The following is a 26063-nucleotide window of genomic DNA, read 5'->3' as shown; positions in this document are numbered from 1 at the left end:
TCTCTCGTCTGCAACATTGCTCGACATCAAGATATCTCGTGATCGGGCCGGTCTGGACAGCCCCCTGCCACGAGCCGGGGGAGATCCGGGTCACGCGGGGCCCCGGGAACGGCGAAAGCGCCGCCCACGGCTGTCTCCGGCCGGGGCGGCGCTCAGGCACTGCGGGTCAAGTCCCAGGTCAGGCGTGGTAGCCCTTGGGGTCGGCGCCGTACTCGTTCGGCTGCGGCTGACCGGCGGTGGCCGTCAGGACGAGCAGCCAGATGAAGCCGATGAACGGGACGCAGCCGATGAAGTACCACCAGCCGGACTTGCCGATGTCGTGCAGGCGGCGGACCGTGACCGCAAGGCTCGGCAGGATGGTGCCGAGGGCGTAAACGACGGTGAGGATCGGGAGGGTCCCCAGCACGAAGTCGAGGATCACCAGGGCTATGGCGATGATCGACTGGATGAGGGAGAACATCCAGTACTCCTGGCGGCGGGCGCGGCCGGAGAAGTCTGCGTACTTCTTCAGAACGTCGGTGTAGTGGTTCACGGGGTCCCCCCAGAGGACGGAAGTGCGGCCCGTCCTGCTGGAGCAAGCCGGGGCAGAACTTATGCCCCCCTTACAGCGGGGTCAAGCCACTTCCCCAGGGCCCAAATTCGGCCACACGGCACGATATCCGGCACCGGATGAGCGGTGGCCGGGGTGCGGAGCGGCGCCGTGTCCCGGGAAGTCCGGATCGTCCACCTCACAGGCCTACTCCGCACCACGGAACCCGCGTTGATCAGTGTCCACATCGTTACCGCGCTGCGAGGCCGCGCCCCGGCCGGGCTCGCCTCAGCCGATGTGGAAGGAGTCCCCGTACACCTTCCAGTCCAGGGGGGTGTTGAGGTTCAGGTTGCCCTTGCGCAGGAAGACCCGCTGCGCGGTGTCGACGCGGCTGGTGTCGCTGTGCGCCTCCTCCTGCTTCATCGCCCAGACGCGGGCGTCGAGGAAGGCGCCCAGCCACGCGGTCTCGCTGCCGCCCTGAGACGGGGGCTTGGCCTTGGACAGCGCGCGCGCCCGGATGTTGCGGAAGCTGGTGGAGTCCGTGCCGTCGCCGTGCATGACGATGGCGTCGTAGTAGATGAACTGGCCGAGGGTGCCGACCTTGTCGGACTTGCCCTGCTTGACCGCCGGGTTGAAGTAGACCCGGTCGCGCTCGCGGTCCTGGGCCTTCCTGAACTCGGCGTCCCGGGCCGCCTTCGCCCAGTCCCTGGTGAAGTTCGGGTCGAGGCCGGAGTGGGAGTCGGTGCCGTCGACGCGGCGCAGGGCGGGGAGGTACTTGGCGAGGACGTTGCCCGGCTTGACCTGGGTGTAGTACTCGACGAGGTCGAGCATGTCGCCGGTACCGGAGCAGAAGCCGATGATGCCGGCCGTGTAGCCGCGGCCGTCGTCTATGTCCTCGATGTACTTGTACTGCGCCTTCCAGTCCAGCGAGGAGTTCTCCGCACTGGAGACGAGCTTCATGGCGATTTCCTTCTTCGCCGGATCGTCGAGCCCGACGGCGGCGGCCGCCTCCGTCTTCGCCTTCGCCTTCGCGGAGGCGGCGGCGTCGACGGCGGTCGCCTGGGCCGTCACCGGTAGGGCTAAGAGCGCACTGCCGAGCACGGCACCGATCGCCAGTGTCCTGCGGCGGGGGGTGAACACAAGGCCTCCAGAGGGGAGTTGAGGCTTCCCGGTTTCGTTAAGAAACTTTACTACCAGACTTGACGGCATCTCAAGCCCCGGGAACCCCCTCGGCCGGTTCAGAGCCAGCCGTTGCGCCGGAAGCCTCGGTGGATGACGAAGCAGGCGACCGCCATGACCCCGAGCACGAGCGGGTACCCGTACGTCCAGCGCAGCTCGGGCATGTGGTCGAAGTTCATGCCGTAGACCCCGCAGACCATGGTCGGCACGGCGACGATCGCCGCCCACGCCGTGATCTTGCGCATGTCCTCGTTCTGCGCGACGGTCACCTGCGCCAGATGCGCCTGGAGGATGGAATCGAGCAGGTTGTCGTAGGCGCCGATCTGCTCGGTGGTCCGGGTCAGGTGGTCGGCCACGTCCCGGAAGTACGCACGGAAGTCGGCCGGAATCACCGGTATCGGCTGGGTCGCCAGCTGCTCGAGCGGGCGGCCCAGCGGCGCCACCGCCCGCCGCAGCTCCAGGAGTTCACGCTTGAGCTGGTAGATCCGGCCGGCGTCGCCGCGCCCGCCCGCCTCGCTGAACACCGCGGTCTCGACGGCGTCTATGTCGTTCTGCACCGCGTCCGTGACGGCCACGTAGTCGTCGACCACATGGTCGACCATGGCGTGCAGCACGGCCGCCGGCCCCTGGGCCAGGTGCTCCGGGGACGCCTCCAGCTCCTCGCGGACCGGGCCGAGCGTGCCGCGGCCGCCGTGCCGGATGGTGATGACGAAGTCCTCACCGGTGAAGGCCATCAGCTCGCCGGTCTCCACCACCTCGCTGGTCGCGGTGAGTTCCTCGTGCTCGACGTAGCGCACGGTCTTGAAGACGGAGAACAGCGTGTTGTCGTACCGCTCCACCTTGGGGCGCTGATGCGCGTTCACGGCGTCCTCGACGGCGAGCGGGTGCAGGCCGAACAGCTCGGCGAGCCCTGCGAGCTCCGACTCCGCCGGTTCGTGCAGGCCGATCCAGACGAAGCCGCTGCCCGCCTTGCGGACCCTCCGCAGTGCCTCCTCGACCTCCGCGCAGCCGTCCTGGCGCGCGCCGTCCCGGTAGACCACGCAGTTGACCACGGCGCTGCCGAGCGGGGAGCGGGCGGGGTGGCTGAGGTCGACGGCGCGACGGTAGCCGCGGCGCACGACCCGGCGGAAGGTGCTGAACATGGACAACGACGTGCTCCTCTTTCGGCTGATCAGCGGCCAGTCTGCCATCGCGCCGCGAGTCCGTCGGCGCCGCGAGCGCCCCGGGGGACGGGCCCACTCGATGCTGCGGCCCGGCAGCCGAGCCGCCCGGCCGATCGGGCAGGACCGCCTGCCCCGCAGCTTAGGACGTGCCCGCCGGAGGCCTGCGGAGCGCCTCCCCGGCCGCTTCCGCGACCAGCGTCGCCACCAGCGACAGCGCGGGCGAGTCCAGCTTCCACTGCTGCCAGTACAGGGGCACGTCCATCGGCCGGCGGGGCGCGAGCAGCACCAGCTCGCCCGTGCGCACCAGCGGCCCCGCCTGCTGCTCCGGCACCAGCCCCCACCCCAGGCCCGCGACCACCGCGTCGCGGAACCCCTCCGAGGTCGGTACGTGGTGCCGAACCGGTCCGGCGTCCACCGCCCGCGACCCGGCCCGTGCCCCCGTCAGCAACCGTACGAAGACGTCCTGGAGTTCGTCCTTGCGGTCGAAGACGATCGTCGGCGCCCGCCGCAGGTCCTGCTCCAGCGCCCCCGTGAGGTGCCGGGCCGCGAACTCCGGGCTCGCCACCGGAAGGTACCGCGCCAGTCCCAGCATCCGTACGCTGCACCCGGCCACCGGGTCCGGCGAGGAGGTCACCGCCGCCATCACCTGGCCCTCCCGCAGCAGAGCGGTCGTGTGCGACTCGTCCTCGCGGTGCAACTCGACGCAGACCGGCGGATCCTGCGGCACCCGGCTCAGCACCGGCATGAACCAGGTCGCGAGCGAGTCGGCGTTCACCGCGATCGGCAGCCGCACCGGGCCCATCCCCTCGGCCATCCCCAGCTCGGCCCGCGCGTCCCGCTCCAGCCGCGCAAGCTGCCGGGCGAACCGGACCACCACCTCCCCCGAGTCCGTCGCCCGCACCGGCTTCGTCCGCATCAGCAGCACCCGCCCGGTCCGCTGCTCCAGCGCCTTGACCCGCTGGCTGACCGCGGACGGGGTCACGTGCAGCGCGGCCGCCGCCGCGTCGAAGGTGCCCTCGTCCACCACCGCCAGCAGCGTCCGTACCTGGTCCAGGGGAAGCTCGTCCATCACGAGCGCTAATGGTACGTAAAAACCTTTAGCTGTACTGAACCGGCAGCGCTGCCTACGGTCGAAGACATGACACACGGCATCATCACGGCGGCCCTCGCCGGCTTCGGCACCGGACTCTCCCTCATCGTCGCCATCGGCGCGCAGAACGCCTTCGTCCTGCGCCAGGGCGCGCGCCGCCAGGCGGTCCTCGCCGTGGTCGCCATCTGCGCCGTGTCCGACGCGCTCCTGATCGCCCTCGGCGTCGCCGGTGTCGGAGCCTTCGTCACCGCCTGGCCCGCCGCCCTGACCGCGGTCGGACTGGCCGGGGGCGGGTTCCTGATCTGCTACGGGATCCTCGCCGCCCGCCGGGTGCTGCGGCCCGTACCGGGCGCCGCCCTGAGCGCGGAGGGTGCCGCCACCGGGTCGGGCCGCCGGGCCGTACTGACCTGCCTGGCGATGACCTGGCTCAACCCCCACGTCTACCTGGACACCGTGCTGCTCCTCGGCTCCCTCGCGGCCGACCGGGGCGACCTGCGCTGGGCCTTCGGCATCGGAGCCGGGCTGGCGAGCCTGACCTGGTTCGGGACCTTGGGCTACGGCGCCCGGCTGCTCGGCGGACTGCTGGCCCGTCCCGCCGCGTGGCGGGTGCTGGACGGCCTGGTCGCGGCGACCATGGTGACCATGGGCGGCCTGCTGCTGGCCCGCGCCTGACCGACCGACCACTGGAGCCCGCCGTGCCCGACCGCCCCTCCCCCGACGCGGTGCGGGCGTACTACGCCGCCCAGCCCGCCCCGCTCGTGGCAGCCACCGGGATCGTCATGGACACGCGCGGGCGGGTGCTCGTACTGACGACCTCGTACAAGGCGGATCTGGAACTGCCGGGCGGCACGGTCGAGGCCGCCGAGACCCCTGAGGAAGGGCTGGCGCGCGAACTGAAGGAGGAGCTGGACCTCGGCCTGCCGGTCGGCCGGCTGCTCGCGGTGGACTCCTGCCCGCCCGGCGGACTCGGCCGCTCCCTCGTCGTGCACGTCCACCTCGTCGGCCCGCTGCGACCCGAGGAGGCCGCCGCGATCTCCTTCCCGGACGGCGAGATCGTCGAGGCGCACTGGCTCCGGCCGGAGGAGGCCTGCGCGGCCCTGCCCGCCCGGATCGCGCCCCGGCTGCGCGCCGCACTGGCCGCCCTGCACACCGGCTCCCTGGCCCACCTGGTCGACGGCGTGCCCCAGCCCGGCTCCCCGGCGGGCCTCGACCCGGCCGACCGGGGCGCCCTGGAGCACGCGGGCGCCCTCGACGCCGCCGGTCACCGCGCCAGCCGCCCCAAGGCCACGACCGCGGCGAGCGTGCTGTTCACCGATTCCGGCGGCGGGATCCTGCTGGTGCGGCCCGCCTACGGGAACACCCGTCGCTGGCAGCTGCCCGGCTGCGGCATCGACAGCGACCTGGGCGAGACTCCGCGCGCCGCCGCCCGGCGGGAGGTCCGGGAGGAGATCGGCCTCGACCTCGCCCCCGGACGCCTGCTGGCCGTCGACTGGTCCCACAAACCGGGCCGCCTGGCGCGTGTCCGCTTCCTCTATGACGGCGGCGTCCTCGACGCGCGCGCCCTCGGCCGCGTCCGGCTGGATCCCGCGGAGCTCCTCGCCTGGCGCACGGTCTCCCCAGCGGACCTCCGCGACCTGGTCAAACCCTCCCTCCGGCGCCGTATCAAGGCCGCCCTCACCGCGCGCGCCACGGGGACGGGCCCCCTGGAACTCCACGCTGGCCGCCCGTCGGGGTGAGCGCCGCACGGTGGGTTCAATGCCGGTCGGCCGGCGCGGGCGCGTCGTCGAGGAAGCCGCCCGACTGGTGCTGCCACAGCTTCGCGTAGGCGCCGTCCGCGTCGAGCAGTTCCTGGTGCGAGCCCTGCTCGACGATCCGTCCGCGGTCGAGGACGACGAGCCGGTCCATGCCGGCCACCGTGCTCAGCCGATGCGCCACCACGAGCGCCGTCCGCCCGTCCATGAGCCGCCACAGCGCGTCCTGTACGAGGACCTCGCTCTCGGAGTCCAGGGCGCTGGTCGCCTCGTCGAGCAGCAGGATCGGCGCGTCGCGCAGGATCGCCCTGGCGAGGGCGACCCGCTGGCGCTGTCCGCCGGACAGCTTGACCCCGCGCTCACCCACCATGGTGTCGAACCCGTCCGGCAGCGCGTCGGCGAACTCCGTGACGTGCGCCGCCTCGGCCGCGCGGCGGATCTCGGCGTCGGTGGCGCCCGGCCGGGCGAACGCGATGTTGTCCCGCAGCGTGCGGTGGAACATCGCGGGGTCCTGCGGCACGTAGGCGATCAGGCTGCGCAGGTCGGCCTGGGACAGCTTGCTGATGTCCTGCCCGCCGATCAGGATCCGGCCGGCGTCGATGTCCGTCATCCGCAGCAGCAGCCGGGTGAGCGTGGTCTTGCCCCCGCCGGACCGGCCGACGAGACCGATCTTCGTCCCGCCGGCCACGGCCAGGTCGAGGCCCTCGAAGAGCGGCTTCCCGCCCCCGTGGGCGAAGGTCACCTGCTCGAACCGCACATCGGCGGCCGCCGCCGGGGACGGCAGCGGTTCCGGGGATGCCGGGTCGAGCACGGTCGGCGGTCGCATCAGCAGTTCGGTGAACTGAGCGGCCTCCGTCATCGAACTCTCCAGGCGGCGGTAGATCTGGTTGAACTCGAACATGATCCGCGTGGCACTGGCGTAGTAGGTGAAGGCGACGATCACCGCCTCCACGCCGTGTTCTCCCGCGCCGAGCGCGACGGCGAGCAGCAGGCCCAGCACGTTGGTCAGTACGGACATCGGCGCGACCACCGTGTCGATGCGCAGGTTGCCGTAGTCCCACGACCGCAGGGTGAGCCGCCGCGACTCCGCGACCCGGGAGCGGTGCTCGGCGGCCTCGCGTTCCTCGGCGGCGAACGCGCGGACCGTGTCCATGTTCATCAGGCTGTCGGCGACGTGGCCCGACACCCGGGCGATCGCCCGTTCGCGCTGGGCGACGAGCACCTGGCGGCGACGGATCAGGGGTGCGACGCACAGCCCCGTGAACGCGATCAGGGTCAGGAGCCCGGCCACGAGGAGCGGGTCGTACTGCCACAGGACCACCGAGGCGAACACGAGGGGCACGAAGCTGCCCATGACGGAGAAGGTCAGCGTGTCGACGAACTCCTCGAAGCGGGAGGCGAAGCTGAGGACGCGCTTGGTCAGCGATCCGGCGAAGTTGTCGTGGAAGAACGCGGCGTCCTTGGCGTACAGCTCCTCCATGCCGATCACGTACAGGTGCTCGATGCCGCGGGCATCCACGCGGTTGAGGCAGTGGAATCCGATGCGCCACAACACCTCACCGGCCAGCAGGGCACCGGCGAAGGCCAGGACGTAGGGAAGCATGGAGCCGATGTCGGTATCGGCGTCCCCCGCGATGCGGCCGACGAGCTTCGCGACGACCAGCGGCGCGATGTAGTTGATGCCGATGTTGCCCAGCGCCGGGCACAGCATCGCGGGAGCCGTCAGCCACCGAAGTCGGGCCAACTCCCTTGCGTAGTAACGAAGCGCGAGGAGCACGGAGCCCCTGCCCGGCGAACCTTCGTGCGATTCGGGCGATCCCATCCCAACCCTGCCTTGTCGGACCAGAAGGACAAGGTCCGCAGTGTCCCGCGACGGCGCCCGCGCAGTCCACGTGTTTTTTCGCCGCGAACGGCCCGCCGATTGATCACATGATCACCCTGCCAACTGCCCGTGAGAGGAGAACGAATGGGTGATGCAGGGGCGACGCGTCCTCGGCGGCAAGGACGGATCCCACCCAGCGGGTACTTTTAGTGATCGAGTGCTTGCAGCAAGTGATCGGGCACGTTCGAAAAGCAGAGGCACGGAGGGTATTGATGCACAAGCTCCACAAGGTCTTGATCGCCGCTGTGGCGGCGGGGAGTCTGGCCGCCCTGGGCGCGGGGAGCGCTCACGCCGATGAAGCAGGCGGCCCCGGCGGCCGGTCGTCCCAGGACATCGCCGTGCGGAGCGGGCTGCCTCGACTGCCGCAACTGCCGCCGCTGCCGCAACTGCCCCGGCTCCCGCAACTGCCTCAGCTTCCGCAGGCCGCCGCCGCTGCCGCCGCTGCCACGACGACGTCACTGCAGAACCCGTACGGGCCCTACGCGCCGTACGCCATGTACGCGCCGTACGCGCCCTACGCGGCGTACGCCCTCGACGCTTCCGGCACGCCGAATACGCCCAACACCCCGAACACGCCGAACACGCCGAACACGCCCAACGGCGCCGGCACGCCCAACACCCCGAATACGCCGAACACCCCCAACACCCCCAACAGCCTCGGCACGCCCAACACCCCGAACACCCCGAACACCCCCAACACCCCGAACAGCCCCGGCACGCCGAACACGCCCAACACGCCCAATACGCCGAACACCCCGAACACCCCCGGCGTTTGAAAGCGCCATAGGACCGGCCCGAGACCGAGGCCTGTCCGATTCGACTCTTCACCACACGCGGCGGCGCCGCGCAGTGTCTCCACTGCGCGGCGCCGTCACGTGTTGGGTGCGTCACCCCGGGGTGTTGGGGGTGTTGGGGGTGTTCGGGGTGTTGGCTCCGGCACCACCGGGGGTGTTCGGGGTGTTGGGGGTGTTGGGGGTGTTGTTACCCCCACCGCCGGGGGTGTTCGGGGTGTTGGGGGTGTTCGGGGTGTTGGCTCCGGCACCACCGGGGGTGTTGGGCGTGTTGGGGGTGTTGGGGGTGTTGTTACCCCCACCGCCGGGGGTGTTCGGGGTGTTGGGGGTGTTCGGGGTGTTGGCTCCGGCACCACCAGGGGTGTTGGGCGTGTTGGGGGTGTTGGGGGTGTTGTTACCCCCACCGCCGGGGGTGTTCGGGGTGTTGGGCGTGTTCGGGGTGTTGATTCCGCCACGGCCCGGAGTGTTCGGGGTGTTCGGAGTATTGGGGGTGTTGTTACCGCCACGGCCGGGGGTGTTCGGGGTGTTGGGGGTGTTCGGGGTGTTGTTACCGCCACGGCCCGGAGTGTTCGGGGTGTTCGGAGTATTGGGGGTGTTGTTCCCACCACGGCCCGGAGTGTTCGGGGTGTTGGGGGTATTCGGAGTGTTGTTACCGCCACCGCCCGGAGTGTTCGGGGTGTTCGGGGTGTTGGGGGTGTTGTTACCGCCACCGCCCGGAGTGTTCGGGGTGTTCGGGGTGTTGGGGGTGTTGTTCCCACCGCCCGGAGTGTTCGGGGTATTCGGCGTGTTCGGGGTATTGTCCGTCAGCAGATGCGGCGCACTCAGCATGGCCTGGGCCGACTGGGGCACCGGGGCCGCCATGGCGGTGGCCGGCAGGGCGACACCGCCGGCCATGGCGATGGAGGCTGCGGCCACTACGAGCTTGCGGGAAATCTTCATCATTTTCTCCATTCGGGATGTGAATCGTTTGGCTCGTCCTTCGGTGGGATTCACCGTCGGTGCTTGCTTCAAATAAACCCGGATGGAGAAGCTGAGTCATGCCCCTGGAATACGTATCTTGACGCCGGAAATCGATGCTGGTAAAAGGATTCCGCGCAACGCGACCACGCCCTTACCCTGCGCGATAACCGCAGGCAGGCCCTAGTGTCCCAGCGTCGCGGGGGTCGGGCCGTCCGGGCGGACGGTGATGCCGTAGGCCGCCTTGTCCGGAACGGACCGGAAGTGCGGGACGCGGGCAGGCAGCAGGTGCTCGAGGAGGACCGTCGACTCCCGGAGCGCGAACTGCAGACCCAGGCAGGCCCGGGGCCCGACACCGAACGGGAAGTAGCTCCCCGGGTGGGTGGGGCGTCGGCCCGGGGTGGTGAAGCGCCCCGGGTCGAACCGCTCGGGGTCTTCCCAGAGCTCCGGGTCCCGGTGCGTGAGGTAGGGGCAGACCAGCACGTCTGTGCCGGCCTCGATCGCATATCCGGCGAGGATGTCGCCCTCCGCGGCGCAGCGCGGCAGTATCCAGGCGGACGGATAGAGGCGCAGGGTTTCGTGGACGAGGGCCTGGACGGCCTGGCTCCGCTCAGGTGAGCCCTCGGCGCCCGCGGCCAGGGCCCGCTCCCTTGCCTGCGGGTTCCGGTCCAGCAGGAGGTGGAGCCAGGTCAGGGTCGAGGCGGTGGTCTCGTGACCGGCGACCAGCAGGGTGACCAGCTCGTCGCGGATCAGCCGGTCGGTGTACTCGGGGCGCGTACCGGCCGCCTCGATCAGGACGTGCAGCAGGCCGGGCCCGTCCGGTCCCGCCTCGCCGTCGCGGGCGGCGGCGATCGCGAGGCCCGCCACGGCGTCGATCCTGGCCAGGTCGGCGGCGACGGCCCCCTGGGCGGCGGCGCCCTCGGCGGGCAGGCTGGGCAGCGCGGCCACCACGGCGGGCACGGCTGCCAGCTCGCGCTCCGTACCGGGGTCGAGGGGATGGCCGGTCAGGGACCGCCAGATGGTGTCCAGGGCGAAGCGGCGCATCTCGTCCCCGACGTCGAAGACCTGTCCGGTCCGGGCGTACGAAGCCCAGCGCGCGGCGGCTGTCCGGGCGGCCCGGGTGATCCGCTGCTCGTAGCGGCGCATGCCCCGTCCGGTGAACTGGGACTGCAGCAGCCGCCGCTGCCGCTGCCAGGCCTCGCCCGTCGCGGCCAGCATGCCGTCGCCGATCAGCAGTCGGGCACGGTGCGAGCGCTTCACGTACCGGCCCGGGTGGAGCGCGAGCACGTGCTGCACGGCCCGGGGATCGGTGACCAGGACGGTCGGGCGCGGACCGAGCCGGAGCCCGGCGACGCCGCCGAGCCGTTCGCGGGCCTGGGCGAACAGGTCGATGAGGTCCCCTCCCCCGGCCTGCCACTGCCCGATGAGGGCGGGGTCCAGCTCGGGGACCGGGCGGCCCGCCGGGGACGGGCTCGGGAGGGGGCCGGGGCGGGCGTGGATGACCACGGTTCTGCTCCTGTTCGGCGACTGTCCGTCGTCACGGACCGGTGCGGGCATCACGCACTGTAGGGGAGCGGGCGCGGTGGGCAACAGCCTGCAGCGCCCCCACGGCCCGCCCCGCTCCGTCTTTGGCCGAACTCCTCCGACATCCGACTGCCGTTCGGCTGGTGTACCCGGAACCGTCACGTCAGGCTCCCTGTTCGGTCCCCCGGGCGCGTTGTGCTGGGGACGCTCAAGCACCCCTCAACCCGCAGAGGTCGATACCGCCATGGCAGAACTCAACCGCCGCCGCTTCCTGCAGCTCGCCGGTGGCGCCACCGCCCTGACGATGCTGGGCGAGAGCATCGCGCGCGCCGCCGCCATCCCCGCGCAGGGGACCACCGGCACCATCGCCGACGTCGAGCACATCGTCGTGCTCATGCAGGAGAACCGGTCCTTCGACCACTACTACGGTGCGCTGCGCGGTGTCCGCGGCTTCGGCGACCCGCGCCCGGTGACCCTGCCCAGCGGCAAGTCCGTCTGGCACCAGTCCGACGGCACGAAGGAGACGCTGCCCTTCCGGCCGCCGTCCGACGACCTCGGCATGGAGTTCCTCCAGGGCCTCAACCACGACTGGGCGGGCGGCCAGAGCGCCTTCAACAAGGGCAAGTACGACAACTGGGTGCCCGCCAAGACGCCCACGACCATGGCCTACCTGACGCGGGACGACATCCCCTTCCACTACGCCCTCGCCGACGCGTTCACCATCTGCGACGCGTACCACTGCTCGTTCATCGGCTCCACCGACCCGAACCGCTACTACCTCTGGTCGGGCCACACCGGCAACGACGGCTCGGGCGGCGGCCCGGTCCTCAACAACGCCGAGGCCGGCTACGGCTGGACCACCTATCCCGAGCGGCTCGAGGCGGCCGGGATCTCCTGGAACGTCTACCAGGACATCGGCGACGGCCTCGACGCCGCCGGCTCCTGGGGCTGGATCAACGACGCCTACCGCGGCAACTACGGCGACAACTCGCTCCTGTACTTCAACAACTACCGCAACGCCGAGCCGGGCAGCCCGCTCTACGAGAAGGCCCGCACCGGCACGAACGCCAAGGCGGGCGAGGGCTACTTCGACCGGCTGCGCGCGGACGTGGCCGCCGGCACCCTGCCCGAGGTCTCCTGGATCGCCGCACCCGAGGCGTTCAGCGAGCACTCCAACTGGCCCTCCAACTACGGCGCCTGGTACATCGCGCAGGTGCTGGACGCGCTCACCTCCAACCCCGACGTGTGGGCCCGTACCGCCCTGTTCATCACCTACGACGAGAACGACGGCTTCTTCGACCACGTCGTCCCGCCGTACGCACCCGCCGACGCCGGCCAGGGCCTGTCGACCACGCCCACCGCCCTGGACGTCTTCCCCGGCAAGGCGGGCTACGTCGCCGGACCGTACGGCCTGGGCCCGCGCGTGCCGATGCTCGTGGTCTCCCCGTGGAGCACCGGCGGCTACGCCTGCTCCGAGACCTTCGACCACACCTCCATCATCCGCTTCATGGAGCAGCGGTTCGGTGTGCGCGAGCCCAACATCTCGCCCTGGCGCCGCGCCGTCTGCGGCGACCTCACCTCCGCCTTCGACTTCGGCCGCAAGGACACCAGCGCGGTCCAGCTGCCCGACACCGGCGCCTGGGAGCCGCAGGACCGCGAGCGCCACCCCGACTTCAGGGCTCCCGCCCCGGCCGTCGGTTCCATGCCCCGTCAGGAGAAGGGACTGCGTCCGACCCGTGCGCTGAAGTACGCCCCGTACGTGGACGGTGCGGCGCTGACCGCCGAGGGCGCGTTCCGGCTGACGTTCGGCGGCGGCCCGCACCTGGGCGCACAGTTCTACGTCACCTCCGGCAACCGCACCGACGCGCCGTGGACCTACACCACCGGGGCCGGCACGTCGATCTCGGACGCCTGGAACACCCGCTACTCGGCCGGGGTGACCGACCTGACCGTGCACGGCCCCAACGGCTTCCTGCGCGGCTTCCGCAACCCCGGCACCACCCCCGGCCCCGAGGTCACCGCCCGCCACAACGCCGCCACCGGCAACCTGGACCTCACCTGCACCAACGCAGGCGGGTCAACCGCCGCGCTCACCGTGACCAACGCCTACGGCGGCGGCCCGAAGCAGCTGACCGTCGCCCGTGGCGCCACCGTCACGTACAGCGTCCCGCTGAAGAACACGCGACGCTGGTACGACGTGACGGTCACCGCGTCCGGCGCACCGGACTTCCTGCGCCGCTTCGCGGGCAAGGTCGAAACGGGCGCGGCCGGCCTGTCCGACCCGGCGATCCTGACGGACCAGTCCTCCTGACGCCTTCCTCCGGTTCCTCCGGGGGCGGCCGGGCCACGGCCCGGTCCGCCCCGGAGGGCGGTCAGGCGATCTCGGTGCGGCGTCCGCCCATCGGGATGACGAGGGGGGTACCGGCGACCGGGCATTCGATGACCGCGGCCTCGAGGCCGAAGACCTCGCGGACCAGGTCGGGCGTGACGATCTCGGAGGGCGGACCGGCGGCGATCAGCCGGCCGTCGCGCATGGCGACGAGGTGTCCGGCGTAGCGGCAGGCCAGGTTGAGCTCGTGCAGGACCATGACCACCGTGCGGCCCTCGGTGCGGTTGAGGTCGGCGACGAGTTCCAGTACGTCGACCTGGTGGGCGAGGTCGAGGTACGTCGTCGGTTCGTCCAGCAGCAGGACCGGCGTGTGCTGGGCCAGCGCCATCGCGATCCACACGCGCTGGCGCTGGCCGCCCGAGAGTTCGTCGATGGAACGGGTCGCCAGCTCCGCGGAGCCCGTCGCCGCCAGGGCGGCGTCCACCGCCGCCTCGTCGGAGGAGGACCACTGCCGCCACCACCGCTGGTGCGGGGTACGGCCGCGCGCCACCAGGTCGCGTACGGATATGCCGTCCGGCGCGCTCGGGGTCTGCGGCAGCAGGGCGAGCCGCAGCGCGAACTCCCGTGCGGACAGGCCCGCGATGTCCTCGCCGTCCAGGTGGACGGCGCCGCCGGCCGGCTTGAGCAGCCGGGCCAGGGCCCGCAGGGCGGTGGACTTTCCACAGGCGTTCGGTCCGACCAGGGCGGTCACCTGCCCGGCCGGGATGTCGAGGTCGAGGTCTTCGGAGACGATGCGGTCGCCGTACCCCAGGCGCAGCCCGGAGGCGTGCAGCGCGGTGGGAGAGGTGCCGGTGGGCTGGGTCTCGGTCAGCGCGGCGGTCATGTCAGCCTCCCTTTCCGGCCCGGTTGGTACGGGCGAGGAGTAGCAGTAGGTACGGGGCGCCCACGGCGCCGGTGAGCACGCCGACGGGCAGTTCGGTCGGGGCGATGACGAGCCGCGCGGCCAGGTCGGCGACGATGAGCAGGACCGCTCCGGTCAGCGCGCTGGTGACCAGCGGGATCCCGGCGGTGCCGGAGATCCGCCGCGCGATCTGCGGGGCGCCCAGGGCGACGAAGGCGATCGGCCCGGCCGCCGACGTCGCCAGCGCGGTGAGGCACGTGGCGAGGACCAGCAGCGCGATCCGCGCGTGCCGCAGCGGGATGCCCAGGCTCCGCGCCGTGTCGTCGTCGTACTGGAGCAGTTGGTACGGGCGGGCCAGCGCCAGGGTCAGCGGGAGCAGCACCGCCAGTGCCAGCCCGGCCCACTGGACGTGTTCGTAGCCGCGCCCGTTGAGGCTGCCGGTCAGCCACACCATGGCGCGGGAGGCCTGGTCGATGTCGGCGCGGGCCAGCATCCAGCGGGTCAGCGCGATCAGGGCGCCGTTCGCTGCGAGGCCGACGAGGACGAAGCGGTAGCCGGTGATGGTGCCGTCCCGGTACGCCAGCAGGTAGATGGCGACCGAGGTCAGCAGGGCGCCGACGAGGGCCCCGAACGGAACCGCGGCGAAGGTTCCGGCGCCCGCCGCGGTGACTCCGCCGATGAGGATGGCGCCCACCGCGCCGGCCCCGGCGCCCGCCGCGATGCCGATCAGGTCCGGGCTGGCGAGCGGGTTGCGGGTGACGGCCTGGAACACGGCGCCGGCCAGTCCGAACGCGGCCCCCACCAGCAGGGCGGTCAGGGCGCGCGGCAGCCGGAGCTGGTGGACGATGAGGTCGGCGGCGCCGGAGCCCGTGCCGAGTACGGCGCCCAGTACGTCGCCGACCGGGATCGCGAACGTGCCCAGCGAGACGGAGGCGATCAGGCCCGCGAACCCGGTCAGCACGAGGGCGAGCACCACGAGAGCGACCCGGGGCCGGACGGCCACACCGACGGGTCCGGCTTCGATCTTCAGCCGGCGCACGGTCTTGTGACGGCTCATGGTGCTCATCGGGTGTGCTCCTTGAGCTTGCCGCGCTTGACCAGCAGCGCGAGGAACGGCGCGCCGAGCAGCGCGGTCACCACGCCCGCCTCCAGTTCGCCGGGCCGGGCCACCATGCGGCCCACCACGTCGGCGGCGAGCATCAGCGAGGCACCGCCCAGCGCCGAACAGGGCACCAGCCAGCGGGCGTCGGGCCCGGTGAAGGCCCGTACGACGTGCGGGACGACCAGGCCGACGAACGTCACGGGGCCGGCCGCGGCGACGGCCGCGCCGGTCAGCAGGACGACCCCCAGCGCGCCCAGGGCGCGGGTCGACTTGACCGGGGTGCCCAGCGAACTGGCCACGTCGTCCCCGAGGGCGAGGCTGTTGAGCCGGCCGCTCAGCCCGAGGGCGAGGGCGAGTCCGACGATGACGAACGGGAGCAGTTCCATGCCGAGCTGCGCGTCGCGTCCGGCCAGCGAGCCGACCGCCCAGAAGCGGTACTGGTCCAGGGTGCTCACGTCGAGCAGGATCAGGGTGTTGGTGCCCGCGTCGAGCAGTACGGTCACGGCCGCGCCGGCCAGGGCGAGTTTGGCGGGGGTGGCGCCGCCGTAGCCGGTGCCGCCGACGGCGTAGGCGATGAGCCCGGCCAGCGCCCCGCCCAGGAAGGCGAACCAGATGTACTGGTACGAACTCGTCAGCCCCAGCATGCCGATGCTCGCCGCGACCGCGAACGAGCCGCCCGCACTGATGCCGATCAGGCCGGGGTCGCCGAGCGGATTGCGGGTGATGTCCTGGGCCACGGCGCCCGCGGCGCCCAGCGCGAGGCCGACCAGAAGTCCCAGAAACGTACGGGGCATGCGCAGTTCGCGTACCACCACGGCGTCGCCGGCGTCACTGCCCGAGATCGCGGCCACGACGTCCGACAGCGGCACGGCCTTGGTGCCGATCGCGAGGGACGCGCAGGCCATGGCGGCCATGAGGGCGAGCAGCGCCGTGAGTACGAACGTCCGGGAGAGAACGCGCCGGGGCGGCGGGACAGCTGGGGCGGAGACCGCGGCGGCGTCGGCGGTGACGGGCTTAAGAGACACCCACACAAGGTAAGGGATGCCTAACCGAATCTATCGCGCACCCCCCGTCTGGATTTGGCCACGAAGAGCCGCTAGTCTTCACCACGCATTTACTCAGGCAAGCCTTACCTAACAACACATGTTCCCTCTGGAGAACCGAGAACCGATGAACACCTTCACTCAGCGTCGCCGGCCGGGCCGGATCGCCGCTGCCGTTCTCACGGCAGCCCTGGCCCTCTCGCTGGCCGCCTGCGGTGGCAGCAGCGACGACAAGAAGCCGGCCGCCGAGTCGTCGAAGTCGGCCGCCGCCGAGTCGGCCGGCTTCCCCCGCACGGTCACCCACGACAAGGGCCAGACCGAGATCAAGGCCAAGCCCAAGCGCGTAGTGGCGCTGGACAACAGCCTGGTCGAGGCGGTCGTCGCGCTCGACACCCCGCTGGTCGGCGGCATCGGATCGTACCGCGACCAGAAGGGCTTCCCGGCCTACCTCGGTGACGCGGTGAAGGAAACCAAGGACGTCGGCCCGCTCGACAACCCCAACCTCGAGGCGATCGCGGCCCTCAAGCCCGACCTCATCGTCTCGGCGACGGTCCGTCACGCCGACTTCTACGACCGGCTGAGCCAGATCGCGCCGACCGTGTTCGTCAAGACCACCGGCCCGATCTGGAAGGAGAACATCACCTTCCTCGGCCAGGCGCTGGGTCAGGAGGAGAAGGCCGCGGCCAAGCTGACGGCGTACCAGACCCGTGCCAAGAAGATCGGTGACGCGATCAACGCCAAGGGCGGCGGCAAGGACGGCGGCAAGCCCACCTTCTCGATCGTCCGCTTCCTCGACGGCCCGACGCGCATCATGCTGCCCAAGACCTTCAGCGGCATCATCCTGACCGACATGGGCCTGACGCGGCCGGAGAACCAGCGCGACGAGGTGAAGTTCAACATCGAGATCAGCGAGGAGCAGATCCAGCAGGCCGATGCGGACCACATCTTCATGACCACCTTCTCCGGCGGTGACGAGCGCAAGAAGAAGTTCCTCGCCAACCCGCTGTGGCAGCGCCTGAACGCGGTCCAGAAGAACCAGGTTCACGAGGTCGAGGACTCCATGTGGATGACCTCGGTCTCCCTCCAGGGCGCGGACATGGTCCTCGACGACCTGGCGAAGGCGTTCCAGGTGGACCCCGCCAAGTAGGCGGCGCCGCTCTTCCCCGACGGGTCGGCCCCGGCCGCGTACTGATGAAGTACGCGGCCGGGGCCGACCCTTTGGCGTGTACGGGGGACGTGCGGGGCTCGCCCGCCGGCTCAGCCCTCGTCCTCGATGCGGCGCAGCCGCTCCGCGTCGCAGGTCCGGGGGCACGTCGTACAGGCCCGGGCCGCGTCCAGGGTGTAGTACATGCAGCAGCCGAGGCGGGTGCGGGTCGGATGCGAGTGCCCGGCGCGGCCCGCGAGCCGCCTGAAGTCGGCGCCGCCGGGGAAGGGCGCCATCGCGGCCGGGAGCACATCGGTCGCCGCGCGTACGGCCTGCTCCTCCTCGCCGAGGACGCGGCCGAGGTACCAGATCCCGGAGACGAGGTCGTCGGCGACCATGCCCCACAGGGCCCGGTCCCGGCGCCGGACCCGCGGCCCGATCGCGGCCAGCAGCGGCCGTACGTGATCGGCGACGGCCGCACGCAGTTCGGCGCGCAGCGCCTCCTCGTCGGCCACCACGCGGGCGCCCGGCAGGCGGGCCGCCGCATCGCCGGGCAGGCAAGCGAATCCGGCCGCAGGAACGATCTCGAAAGCGCCCGTCGAGAGGTCCACGCGCACTTCGCGGGGGCGAATGCGCGGTACGCGCCGTTCCAGGTACCACGCGCCGCTCATCAGCAGGCTGACGGACCAGAGGTAGTCGTGCAGCGCACGCGACGCGGCCACGTCGGGGCGCGGGTCATGCCCGTGCCCCGCCCGGATGCGGGCGGCCTCGGCGGCGACGAAGGCATCCAAGGCCGCCTGGCCCGTGGCCGGTTCCGTCGGTTCCGTCGATTCCGAGAGTTCGGCGAGTTCCGCGCCGCTGACCCACCGTCCGGGCCGGGTGGCAGCGGTGGCCACCCGGACGTCCAACGCCTCGCAGACAGCCGCGAGGCGGCCGTAGGTGCGCGCGAGCATGGCGGCGCCATCCAGGTCTGGACGTTCGGGCGACGCGATGCGCGGGGCCGTGGTCATCGGCTCTCGATCAGGTGCGGCACGGAAACTCCGGTTACGGGAGAGTAGGTAAGGCTTACCTTAACCCAATGGTTTAGGATCACGACATCAGGCCACGCCACGCCACTCGAGCCTGAGTTGAGACTAAGGGTTGGCTAACCTAAGCTGACCTTCGCCGGTGGATGGGAATCCGTCGGCTCTGAGGCGTGCCGGAAAACAGTCACCGCCACCCCCACTGCTCACGATTTCGGAAGGGGCCCAGCCCAATGCGGTTGTACCTGCTCGCACTCAACCCCACGGATTCGGTCACCGAGGGGTTCCTCCCCGCCGCGTCCCGGCTCGGCCTCGACGTGACCGTCCTCACCGACCAGCCCGACGCGCACCGCCGGTCGGTGGCGCCGGACGTCGAGGTCCTGGAGTGCGACGTACGCGACTTCCGCGCGGTCATCACCCGGATATCGACCCACCACGCGCCCGACGCGGTGTTCACCAACAGCGATCACCTCCAGACCCAGGCGGCCCAGGCGGCCGACTACTTCGGCCTCCCCGCCAAGGACTGGCGCACGACGCTGCGTGTCAAGGACAAGGCCGAGATGCGCCGCCACCTCACCGCGAGCGGACTCGACGCGGTGTGGTCGACGGAGTTGTCCGCCGGTCAGGACCCGACCGGCCTCACCGCCCTGGACGTGCCGTACCCGTGCGTGGTCAAGCCCCGGGAAGGCGTGGCCAGTGAGGACGTGGTGCTGGTCGAGGGGCCCGAGGAACTCGTCCTGCGCTGCAAGGAGATCCAGGCCCGCCGGCCGCAGGCGTCCCTGGTGGTCGAGGAGTACCTGACCGGCGAGCTGTACACCCTGGAGACGCTCGGCGACGGACACGTCCGCCACGTCCTGAGCGGCTTCCACACCCGGCTGTCCGCGCCGCCGTACTTCATCGAGGAGCAGCTGGTCTACGTCCCCAACCACCCCGAACCGGTGGTCGAGCAGGTCCTTGCCCAGCTCGACGCCCTCGGCGTCGGGTTCGGCATCTGCCACACCGAGTTCGTCGTGCACGACGGCCGCGCCCGCATCATCGAGGTCAACTACCGGGCCATCGGCGACCAGATGGACCTGCTCCTGACCCGGCTGCTGGACATCCCGCTCTTCGAGCACGTCCTGCGCACCCACCTGGGTGAGCCGCTGCCCGCCGACCTGGGCGCGCGCACGGACGGCGCCGCCGTCGTCGACTACCCCTGCGCCCAGAGCGCCGGCACGCTCACGGCCGCGCCCGAGGCCGCCGACCTCACCGTGGACGGCGTCGAACTGACGTACCGGCCGCTGCGTGCGGTGGGAGAGCGGCACGAGCTGTACCAGACCAACCGCGACTACGTCGGAGTGCTGCGCGCCTTCGGCCAGGACCAGAAGACCGTCGAACGGGTCGCCGCCGATTACCTCGCGGGCCTGCGCTGGGAGTTCACCCCGTGACCACCACCGCCCAGGCCGCCACCGTCACGCAAGCCACCCCCACGCACGCCGACGCCACGGACGCCGACGCCACCGAGGCGGAGCTGCTGCTCCGCGTCCTCGGTGCGCTCCTGCGCGAGGACGTCGTCGGCCTGCGCACCCGCACCACCGCCGTCGACCGCGCGGACGGCCGCTGGCTGCGACTGCCCGCGGACGACGGCGACGCCCTGCTCCTGCCGGTCGTCGAAGACGGCTACCAGAGCGTGTACGCCGCCCGGCTGCCGCTGCTCACCCGGGAGTCGGACGGCCGCGAACTGACCACCCACGACGAGGTCCTCGACGCCCTGGGCGAGCTCGCCGATCCCGTCGACCGCGGCGGTTTCGACGCCTTCGCCGAAGAGTGCCGCCAGACCCTCGCCACCATGCGGCTGCACGCCGAGACCGCGGAGGAGGTCGCCGCCGTCCTGGCCGCCACCACCCTCGCCTCCGGACGCGGCGCCGACCCCGCCGACTGGACCGGCCTCACGGGCGGGCTCGCGTACGACACCCTCGCCGCGCGCCTCGACCACCCGGTGTACCCCACCGCGCGCGGCCGCTCCGGCCTCGACGAGAGCCAACTGCGCGCCTACGCACCGGAGTTCCACCCGCGCTTCGCGCTGCGCTGGATCGCCGTGCCGCAGCGGGACCTCACGGTGGCCGGCGGCCCGGCCGCGCTGCCCTCCGCCTGGCCCACGCCGGGCGCGCTCGGCCTGCCCGAGCTCGACCACAGCCACCTCGCCCTGCCCGTCCACCCGCTCACCGTGGGCGCCCCGCTGCGCGAGGCGCTGAGCGCCGCCGGCCTGGCCGACCGGGCCGTCCTCGCCGAGCGCCCGTACCTCGACGTCGTCCCCACGCTGTCCATGCGCACGGTCGCCGTCACCGACGACCCCACCCTGCACATCAAGGTCCCGATGGCCACCGCCACCCTGGGACTGCGCAACCGCCGGATCATCCGGCCCGGCTTCCTCGCCGACGGGGTCGCGGGCCAGCGCCTGATAGAAGCCGTCGTCGCGCGCGAACCGCGGTTCCAGGGCGTGATCCTGCACGCCGACGAGACCGTCTACGCCCACGCCGGACACGAGCTCCTCGCCGCGCTCTGCCGCCGCTACCCGGCAGGTCTCGAGAACTCCGTCGTCACCCCGCTCGCGGCGCTGCTCGCCGAAGCCCCCGGCGGCCGGCTGCTGATCGACCACCTCGCCGACCGGTTCTACGGCGGCGACCCGATCGCCCTGCTCGACGCCTACCTGCGGCTGCTCCTCGACTGGCAGACGACCCTGTTCGGCTACGGCATCGCCCTGGAGTCGCACCAGCAGAACGTCTCCCTCGTCCTCGACCGCGGTCCGGCCGGTGACACCCGGGTCCGGCTCCTGTTCAAGGACGACGACGGCCCCCGCGTCCACCCGGCCCGCGTCCGCGCGACGCTCGGCGCCGAGGCCCCGCTCGGCTTCGACGACGCCCGCGCCTTCTGCGACGACGACCGCCCGCTCACCGACCTGTTCACGACGATCACCCTGCACCTGTGCGCCGGTTCGTACGCCTTCGGGCTGGCCCGGCACGGGCGCGCCGAGACGGGCGCCCTGCTGGACCTCGTACGCGACCGGCTCACCGAGGCCGTCGAACGGCTCGGCACCGGACCGGGTGGGCCCGGCGCCACGCTGCGCGCCCACGTCCTGGACGCCGCGCAGCTGCCCGTCAAGGCGATGGTCAGCGCCGGAACCCTGCTCAGCAAGGAACGCTCGGGCGCCGCCGACATCAACAAGCACTACACCACAGGCCCCAACTACCTGCTGCGGCCGGAGGTTTCCCAGTGAGCGCCAGCGCTCCCCCGGACCGGCGCGAGGCGGCGGCCGACACCGTCCCCGAGCCCCGCCCGACCCTCGGCCGCAGGCAGGTCCACGCGGTCGCCGGATGCTACTTCGTGGCCTCCTTCGCCGCGCTCGGCCTGCCCCCCTTCCTCACCGAGATCCTCCCGGAGCTCGGTGACCCCGACGCGAGCTGGGCCGGGGTGCTCTACATCGTCCCCACCGTCTTCGCGGCCGTCGGCGCCCCCCTGTGGGGCCGGCTCGCGGACCGGTTCGGCCGCAAGCGGCTGCTGCTGCGCGCCCAGTTGGGGCTGGCGCTCTCCTTCGTGCTGGCCGGCTGGGCCGACTCGATCGCCGCCTTCACCGTGGCCCTGGTCCTCCAGGGCATCCTCGGCGGCACCTTCGCCGCCTCCAACGGCTACCTGGGCGCCGCGCTGCAGGGCCCGGACCTGTCCAGAGCGCTCACCCTGATGCAGGGCGCCGCCCGGGCCGCGCTGGTCTTCGCCCCGATCGTGGTGGGCAGCCTCTCGCCCTGGCTGTCCCCGCACCGCCAGTACGCCCTGCTCGCCGTCCTTCCGCTGACGGCCGCCGTGCTGATCGCCGCGCTGCCGGAATCCCGCGGCGTGCCGGCGGAGCCCCGCGAGCAGGCCGCCGGCGATCCGGCGGCCGGCGCCGCGGCGGCCGGGAAGCAGGAGGAAGACGCCCGCACGGAGCGCACCACCTCCCTGCACGGCCTGTACGCCCTGGAGTTCGCCTTCGTCTTCTCCACGGTCATCTCCTTCCCTTACCTGATCTCCCTCATCGAGGACCGGATCCCCGGTACCTCCCCGGTGGTCTCCGGCGTCCTCTTCGCCCTGCCCCACCTGTGCTACCTCGCCGCCGCGATGTGGGTGCACTCGTCCTTCCACCGGCGCCCCCGCCTCGGTGTGGTGCTCGGCTTCGCCTGCATAGCCCTCGGGCTGGCCGGGCACGGGCTGGCCCACTCGCTCGCCACGCTCGTCGCCGTCCGCCTGCTGCTGGGCGCGGGCCTCACCCTCGGCCTGGTCTGCCTTTCCGTGATGGCCTCCGAGTGCGCCAAGGGCCGTGCGCCCGGCGGGCTGTTCGGCTCGATCGAATTCTTCTCCAAGGCCGGCGCGGTCGTCGCCGGCCTCGCAGCCGCCGCGGGCAACAGCCTGTACGGACCGACCGCGCCCGTGCTGACCGGTACCGCCGTGGCGCTGCTCACGGTCTGCGCCACCGCCGCGCCGACCCTGAACCTCCGCTCCCCCCGCTCTCTCCGCACCCGCTGGAGCCGTTGATGTCCCTGACCGATGCATTCGGTACCGCCTCCGTCGCCACCTCCGCCGCTCCGGCCGGGCTGCCCACGGCCGACGAGGCAGTCGCGCACACCCTGCTGAACTGCCTGCTGCGCGAGTTGTCCGGACCGGAACACCAGACCGCGGTCGCGGACGGCCACCTGGCGCTGTGGCTGCCCCGCCGCGGAGTACTCCTGCGCGCCGCCCTGCGCCGTACGTCGCTGCTGGGCGCGCACCGTTTCACCGGACCGGTGCGGGAGCAGCGGGAGGGCGGCTGGGCCGAGGTCGGCTGGCGCCGCCTCGCCGAGTACGTCCAGGACGAGCTGGCCCTGCGGACCGACGTACGCAACGAGGAGTTCCTCGAGCAGATCGCCTCCAGCCACCAGGCCGTGTCGGCCGCGCTCGCCGTACGCGCCGAGCGGCCCGCCACGGGCACCGTGGTCGGGGACGGCGACGGGCTCGCCGCCTACCTGGAGTCGGAGCAGTCCCTCCTCTTCGGCCACCGCTTCCACCCCACCCCCAAGGCCCGCACCGGCGACACCGCTTCCTGGCTCGCGTACGCCCCCGAGACCGGCGCCTCCTTCCAGCTGCGCCACCTCGCCGTCCGCGAGCACCTGATCGCCCAGGAGACCGCCGCCGAGGGTGCGGCGCAGGCCCTGGACCAGCTCCGCGCCGATGTGCCCGAGGGCTACCGGCTGCTGCCCGCACACCCGTGGCAGTACGAGATGCTGCGCGAACACCCGGAGTTCCGGGCGGCGTTCGACCGGGGCGACATTCTGGACCTGGGTCTCGCGGGCAAGCCCTTCGCCGCCACCGCCTCGGTGCGCACCCTGTACGACGGGGCCACCTTCCTGAAGTTCAGCCTCAACATCCGTATCACCAACTGCCTCCGGAAGAACGCGAGTTACGAACTCTCCGGCGCGGTCGCCCTGACCCGCCTGCTGGCCCCGGTCCTCGCGGACCTGGAGACGCGCTTCCCCTGCACCGCCATGCTCCGCGAGCCCGCCTACCGCAGCCTCGCCCTGCCCGGCCCCGACGGCGCCCCGGACCGCTCCCTCCTCGAGGGGTTCGGCGTGATCGTCCGCGAGGGGCTGCTCGCCCGGCTCATGCCCGGAACCACCCCGCTGCTCGCCGCGGCCGTCGCCGACGAGTACCCGACCGGGCCCGGGCACATCTCCCGCCTGCTCGCGGACTCCTCCGCGCAGTCCGCGCTCGACTGGTGGACGGCGTACCTCGAGCTGCTCGTCCCGCCGGTCATGGCCGCGTACTTCGACCACGGACTCGTCCTCGAACCGCACCTGCAGAACGTCGTCGTCTGCGTCGACGGGGAGGGCATGCCGGCCCAGGTCCTGTTCCGCGATCTGGAGGGCACCAAGCTGGTCCCCGAGCAGCACGCGGAGCTCCTCGCGTCCCTGCCGGCCGAGGTCGCGGACCCGATGACGTACGACGCCCAGCGCGGCTGGGACCGGGTCGTGTACTGCCTGCTGGTCAACCACGTCGCCGAGGTGCTCGCCGCCCTCGCCGACCTGCACCCGCAGTCCGAGGCCGCGCTGTGGGCCGAGGTCCGCGCCACCCTCCAGAGGTACGCCGACCTGAACGGCTGCCCGCCGCGGCTGGCCGCCCTGCTCGCCGGGGTGCCGCTGCCCGCCAAGGCCAACCTGCTCACCCGCTGGGAGCGCAAGGCCGACCGCGATGCCGGCTACGTCCGGCTCGCCTCTCCGCTCGCCGAGGACGTGCTGTCCCAGGCGCTGCAGCACGACGCCGACGACGACCTCGACCACGACCTCCGGAGCGCCCGATGACCACCCCCACCCCTGCGGTGCGCGAGCGCCTCCTCACTCTCGACAGCACCGACCTCCCCGCCTACCTCTACGATCTGACCGCCCTGAGCGAGCACGCCGCAGCCGTCCGGGCCGTGCTCCCGGAGCGGGTCGAGCTGTACTACGCGGCCAAGGCCAACCCGGAGGCGGAGATCCTGGCCGCCCTCGGCCCGTACGTCGACGGCTACGAGGTCTCCTCCGGCGGCGAACTCGCCCATGTGGCCAAGGCGGTGCCGGGCCGCCCGCTGGCCTTCAGCGGCCCCGGCAAGACCCCTGCCGAGCTCGCGGCCGCCCTCGAACTGGGCGTGGAGCGCTTCCACGTCGAGAGCCTGCACGAACTCCGCGTGCTGGCGGCCCTCGCCGCGCGCACCGCCCCCGGCGACGGGCCGGTCCCCGGAGTCCTGCTGCGCTTCAACCTCCCCCTGGCCGCCGCCTCCCTCGAAGGCAGCTCGCTGGCCATGGGAGGCCGCCCCACCCCCTTCGGCCTCGACCCGGCCGAGGCCGACACGGCCGTCCGCCTGCTCACCGACGGCACCTGCCCGCAGCTCGAGCTGCTGGGCGTGCACGCCCACCTGGCCAGCGGCCTCGACGCCGCGGAGCAGCTCGCGGTGGCCGAATCGGTCGTCGCCTGGGCCGCCGACCTCGCCTCCCGCCACCGCGTCCGCCTGGCCGAGGTGAACGTGGGCGGCGGCATGAGCGTCGACTACGCCGCCCCGGAGCAGCGCTTCGACTGGACGGCGTACGGAGCCGGCCTCGCCCGCCTCATGTCCTCCCACCCCGACCTCACCCTGCGCATCGAGCCGGGCCGCTCGCTCACCGCCTACTGCGGCTGGTACGCCACGGAGGTGCTGGACGTGAAGCACAGCCACGGCGAGGAGTTCGCCGTGGTCCGCGGCGGCACCCACCACATGCGCACCCCGGCGACCAAGGGCCACGACCAGCCCTGCACGGTCCTGCCCGTGCCCGAGTGGCCCCACCCCTGGCCCCGGCCGGCCGCCACGGCGGACCGGGTCACCCTCACCGGCCAGCTCTGCACTCCGAAGGACCTGCTGTCCCGCAACGTCCCCGCCCCCGGCCTGCGCGCCGGCGACCGCGTGGCCTTCGCCCTCGCGGGCGCCTACGCCTGGAACATCTCGCACCACGACTTCCTGATGCACCCGCACCCCGGCTTCCACTTCCTCGCACCGGAGCCGACAGCGGACTGACCGCTTGGTTCGAGATGGCGGCGATCCCGGCGAAGCGGCCGTCCCGGGGCAAGCCGACGGTGGTCCCGTGCCCGGAGGGAAAGCAGTTC

21 protein-coding genes are annotated in these 26063 nt (G+C 72.1%); 10 read left to right on the top strand and 11 right to left on the bottom strand.

Annotation, left to right across the window (positions count from 1 at the left end; genetic code table 11):
* Positions 1–178 precede the first annotated feature (178 nt).
* The 4 genes from ACIPUC_RS17290 to ACIPUC_RS17275 form a co-directional block, all read right to left on the bottom strand.
* A complete protein-coding gene (locus ACIPUC_RS17290; protein ID WP_446590259.1) occupies positions 179–532 on the bottom strand; it encodes a DUF805 domain-containing protein in 354 nt (117 codons plus the stop codon).
* 285 nt (positions 533–817) lie between these two features.
* Positions 818–1669: a chitosanase gene (locus ACIPUC_RS17285; protein WP_446590257.1), complete on the bottom strand. Its 852-nt coding sequence runs from the start codon at positions 1667–1669 to the stop codon at positions 818–820.
* A 98-nt stretch (positions 1670–1767) separates the two neighbouring features.
* Positions 1768–2850 (bottom strand): magnesium/cobalt transporter CorA, encoded by a 1083-nt coding sequence (gene corA / locus ACIPUC_RS17280; protein WP_446590256.1) that lies wholly within the window; start codon positions 2848–2850, stop codon positions 1768–1770.
* 160 nt (positions 2851–3010) lie between these two features.
* Positions 3011–3940, bottom strand: a complete 930-nt coding sequence (locus ACIPUC_RS17275; RefSeq protein WP_446590255.1) for a LysR family transcriptional regulator ArgP — start codon at positions 3938–3940, stop codon at positions 3011–3013.
* 69 nt (positions 3941–4009) lie between these two features.
* Between ACIPUC_RS17275 and ACIPUC_RS17270 the strand changes: the two genes are divergently transcribed.
* Complete coding sequence (locus tag ACIPUC_RS17270; protein ID WP_446590254.1) at positions 4010–4633, top strand: LysE/ArgO family amino acid transporter; 624 nt, start codon at positions 4010–4012, stop codon at positions 4631–4633.
* A 23-nt stretch (positions 4634–4656) separates the two neighbouring features.
* Positions 4657–5697, top strand: coding sequence for an NUDIX domain-containing protein (locus ACIPUC_RS17265; protein WP_446590253.1), 1041 nt, complete (start codon positions 4657–4659; stop codon positions 5695–5697).
* 16 nt (positions 5698–5713) lie between these two features.
* Here ACIPUC_RS17265 and ACIPUC_RS17260 read toward each other — a convergent pair whose 3' ends face one another.
* A complete protein-coding gene (locus tag ACIPUC_RS17260; RefSeq protein ID WP_446590252.1) occupies positions 5714–7534 on the bottom strand; it encodes an ABC transporter ATP-binding protein in 1821 nt (606 codons plus the stop codon).
* A gap of 272 nt (positions 7535–7806) precedes the next feature.
* Between ACIPUC_RS17260 and ACIPUC_RS17255 the strand changes: the two genes are divergently transcribed.
* Positions 7807–8370 carry a hypothetical protein gene (locus tag ACIPUC_RS17255; protein WP_446590250.1) on the top strand — a complete coding sequence of 188 codons (564 nt, stop codon included), beginning with the start codon at positions 7807–7809 and terminating at the stop codon, positions 8368–8370.
* A 111-nt stretch (positions 8371–8481) separates the two neighbouring features.
* On the opposite strand, the gene ACIPUC_RS17250 is transcribed toward ACIPUC_RS17255, so the two are convergent.
* Positions 8482–9324, bottom strand: coding sequence for a hypothetical protein (locus ACIPUC_RS17250; protein WP_446590249.1), 843 nt, complete (start codon positions 9322–9324; stop codon positions 8482–8484).
* 201 nt (positions 9325–9525) lie between these two features.
* Complete coding sequence (locus ACIPUC_RS17245; RefSeq protein WP_446590248.1) at positions 9526–10848, bottom strand: cytochrome P450; 1323 nt, start codon at positions 10846–10848, stop codon at positions 9526–9528.
* Positions 10849–11110: 262 nt separating this feature from the next.
* Here ACIPUC_RS17245 and ACIPUC_RS17240 point away from each other — a divergent pair, with 262 nt between their 5' ends.
* Positions 11111–13177: a phosphocholine-specific phospholipase C gene (locus tag ACIPUC_RS17240; RefSeq protein ID WP_446590246.1), complete on the top strand. Its 2067-nt coding sequence runs from the start codon at positions 11111–11113 to the stop codon at positions 13175–13177.
* Between the two features lie 61 nt (positions 13178–13238).
* Here the strand turns inward: ACIPUC_RS17240 and ACIPUC_RS17235 are convergent, their stop codons facing one another.
* From ACIPUC_RS17235 to ACIPUC_RS17225, 3 genes are read right to left on the bottom strand one after another with little or no spacing between them, the layout of a single operon-like run.
* Positions 13239–14078 (bottom strand): ABC transporter ATP-binding protein, encoded by an 840-nt coding sequence (locus tag ACIPUC_RS17235; RefSeq protein ID WP_446590244.1) that lies wholly within the window; start codon positions 14076–14078, stop codon positions 13239–13241.
* Between the two features lies 1 nt (position 14079).
* Positions 14080–15162 (bottom strand): FecCD family ABC transporter permease, encoded by a 1083-nt coding sequence (locus ACIPUC_RS17230; RefSeq protein ID WP_446590243.1) that lies wholly within the window; start codon positions 15160–15162, stop codon positions 14080–14082.
* The gene (locus ACIPUC_RS17225) at positions 15159–16223 is read right to left on the bottom strand and encodes a FecCD family ABC transporter permease (RefSeq protein WP_446590242.1); all 1065 of its coding nucleotides are present in this window, start codon (positions 16221–16223) and stop codon (positions 15159–15161) included. The genes ACIPUC_RS17230 and ACIPUC_RS17225 overlap by 4 nt, the downstream gene beginning before the upstream one ends.
* Positions 16224–16368: 145 nt before the next feature.
* Between ACIPUC_RS17225 and ACIPUC_RS17220 the strand changes: the two genes are divergently transcribed.
* Positions 16369–17388 carry an ABC transporter substrate-binding protein gene (locus ACIPUC_RS17220; RefSeq protein WP_446590240.1) on the top strand — a complete coding sequence of 340 codons (1020 nt, stop codon included), beginning with the start codon at positions 16369–16371 and terminating at the stop codon, positions 17386–17388.
* A gap of 110 nt (positions 17389–17498) precedes the next feature.
* Here the strand turns inward: ACIPUC_RS17220 and ACIPUC_RS17215 are convergent, their stop codons facing one another.
* A complete protein-coding gene (locus tag ACIPUC_RS17215; RefSeq protein WP_446590239.1) occupies positions 17499–18395 on the bottom strand; it encodes a (2Fe-2S)-binding protein in 897 nt (298 codons plus the stop codon).
* Between the two features lie 245 nt (positions 18396–18640).
* Between ACIPUC_RS17215 and ACIPUC_RS17210 the strand changes: the two genes are divergently transcribed.
* From ACIPUC_RS17210 to ACIPUC_RS17190, 5 genes are read left to right on the top strand one after another with little or no spacing between them, the layout of a single operon-like run.
* Positions 18641–19834, top strand: a complete 1194-nt coding sequence (locus tag ACIPUC_RS17210) for an ATP-grasp domain-containing protein (protein WP_446590238.1) — start codon at positions 18641–18643, stop codon at positions 19832–19834.
* Positions 19831–21663 (top strand): IucA/IucC family protein, encoded by a 1833-nt coding sequence (locus ACIPUC_RS17205; RefSeq protein WP_446590237.1) that lies wholly within the window; start codon positions 19831–19833, stop codon positions 21661–21663. The genes ACIPUC_RS17210 and ACIPUC_RS17205 overlap by 4 nt, the downstream gene beginning before the upstream one ends.
* Positions 21660–22952, top strand: a complete 1293-nt coding sequence (locus ACIPUC_RS17200) for an MFS transporter (RefSeq protein ID WP_446590236.1) — start codon at positions 21660–21662, stop codon at positions 22950–22952. The genes ACIPUC_RS17205 and ACIPUC_RS17200 overlap by 4 nt, the downstream gene beginning before the upstream one ends.
* A complete protein-coding gene (locus ACIPUC_RS17195) occupies positions 22952–24751 on the top strand; it encodes an IucA/IucC family protein (RefSeq protein ID WP_446590235.1) in 1800 nt (599 codons plus the stop codon). The genes ACIPUC_RS17200 and ACIPUC_RS17195 overlap by 1 nt, the downstream gene beginning before the upstream one ends.
* On the top strand, positions 24748–25974 hold the full coding sequence (locus ACIPUC_RS17190; protein ID WP_446590234.1) for a type III PLP-dependent enzyme: 1227 nt from the start codon (positions 24748–24750) through the stop codon (positions 25972–25974). The genes ACIPUC_RS17195 and ACIPUC_RS17190 overlap by 4 nt, the downstream gene beginning before the upstream one ends.
* The last annotated feature ends 89 nt before the right edge of the window (positions 25975–26063 follow it).

Source organism: Streptomyces sp. LARHCF249 (assembly GCF_052871255.1).
This window is presented reverse-complemented; position numbering and strand designations above follow the sequence as displayed.

Bases quoted from the DNA above. Each gene is read 5' to 3' on its own strand.
- corA (WP_446590256.1), bottom strand. From the start codon at position 2,850: ATGTTCAGCACCTTCCGCCGGGTCGTGCGCCGCGGCTACCGTCGCGCC.
- ACIPUC_RS17275 (WP_446590255.1), bottom strand. From the start codon at position 3,940: ATGGACGAGCTTCCCCTGGACCAGGTACGGACGCTGCTGGCGGTGGTG.
- ACIPUC_RS17270 (WP_446590254.1), top strand. From the start codon at position 4,010: ATGACACACGGCATCATCACGGCGGCCCTCGCCGGCTTCGGCACCGGA.
- ACIPUC_RS17260 (WP_446590252.1), bottom strand. From the start codon at position 7,534: ATGGGATCGCCCGAATCGCACGAAGGTTCGCCGGGCAGGGGCTCCGTG.
- ACIPUC_RS17255 (WP_446590250.1), top strand. From the start codon at position 7,807: ATGCACAAGCTCCACAAGGTCTTGATCGCCGCTGTGGCGGCGGGGAGT.
- ACIPUC_RS17250 (WP_446590249.1), bottom strand. From the start codon at position 9,324: ATGAAGATTTCCCGCAAGCTCGTAGTGGCCGCAGCCTCCATCGCCATG.
- ACIPUC_RS17240 (WP_446590246.1), top strand. From the start codon at position 11,111: ATGGCAGAACTCAACCGCCGCCGCTTCCTGCAGCTCGCCGGTGGCGCC.
- ACIPUC_RS17235 (WP_446590244.1), bottom strand. From the start codon at position 14,078: ATGACCGCCGCGCTGACCGAGACCCAGCCCACCGGCACCTCTCCCACC.
- ACIPUC_RS17230 (WP_446590243.1), bottom strand. From the start codon at position 15,162: ATGAGCACCATGAGCCGTCACAAGACCGTGCGCCGGCTGAAGATCGAA.
- ACIPUC_RS17220 (WP_446590240.1), top strand. From the start codon at position 16,369: ATGAACACCTTCACTCAGCGTCGCCGGCCGGGCCGGATCGCCGCTGCC.
- ACIPUC_RS17215 (WP_446590239.1), bottom strand. From the start codon at position 18,395: ATGACCACGGCCCCGCGCATCGCGTCGCCCGAACGTCCAGACCTGGAT.
- ACIPUC_RS17210 (WP_446590238.1), top strand. From the start codon at position 18,641: ATGCGGTTGTACCTGCTCGCACTCAACCCCACGGATTCGGTCACCGAG.
- ACIPUC_RS17195 (WP_446590235.1), top strand. From the start codon at position 22,952: ATGTCCCTGACCGATGCATTCGGTACCGCCTCCGTCGCCACCTCCGCC.
- ACIPUC_RS17190 (WP_446590234.1), top strand. From the start codon at position 24,748: ATGACCACCCCCACCCCTGCGGTGCGCGAGCGCCTCCTCACTCTCGAC.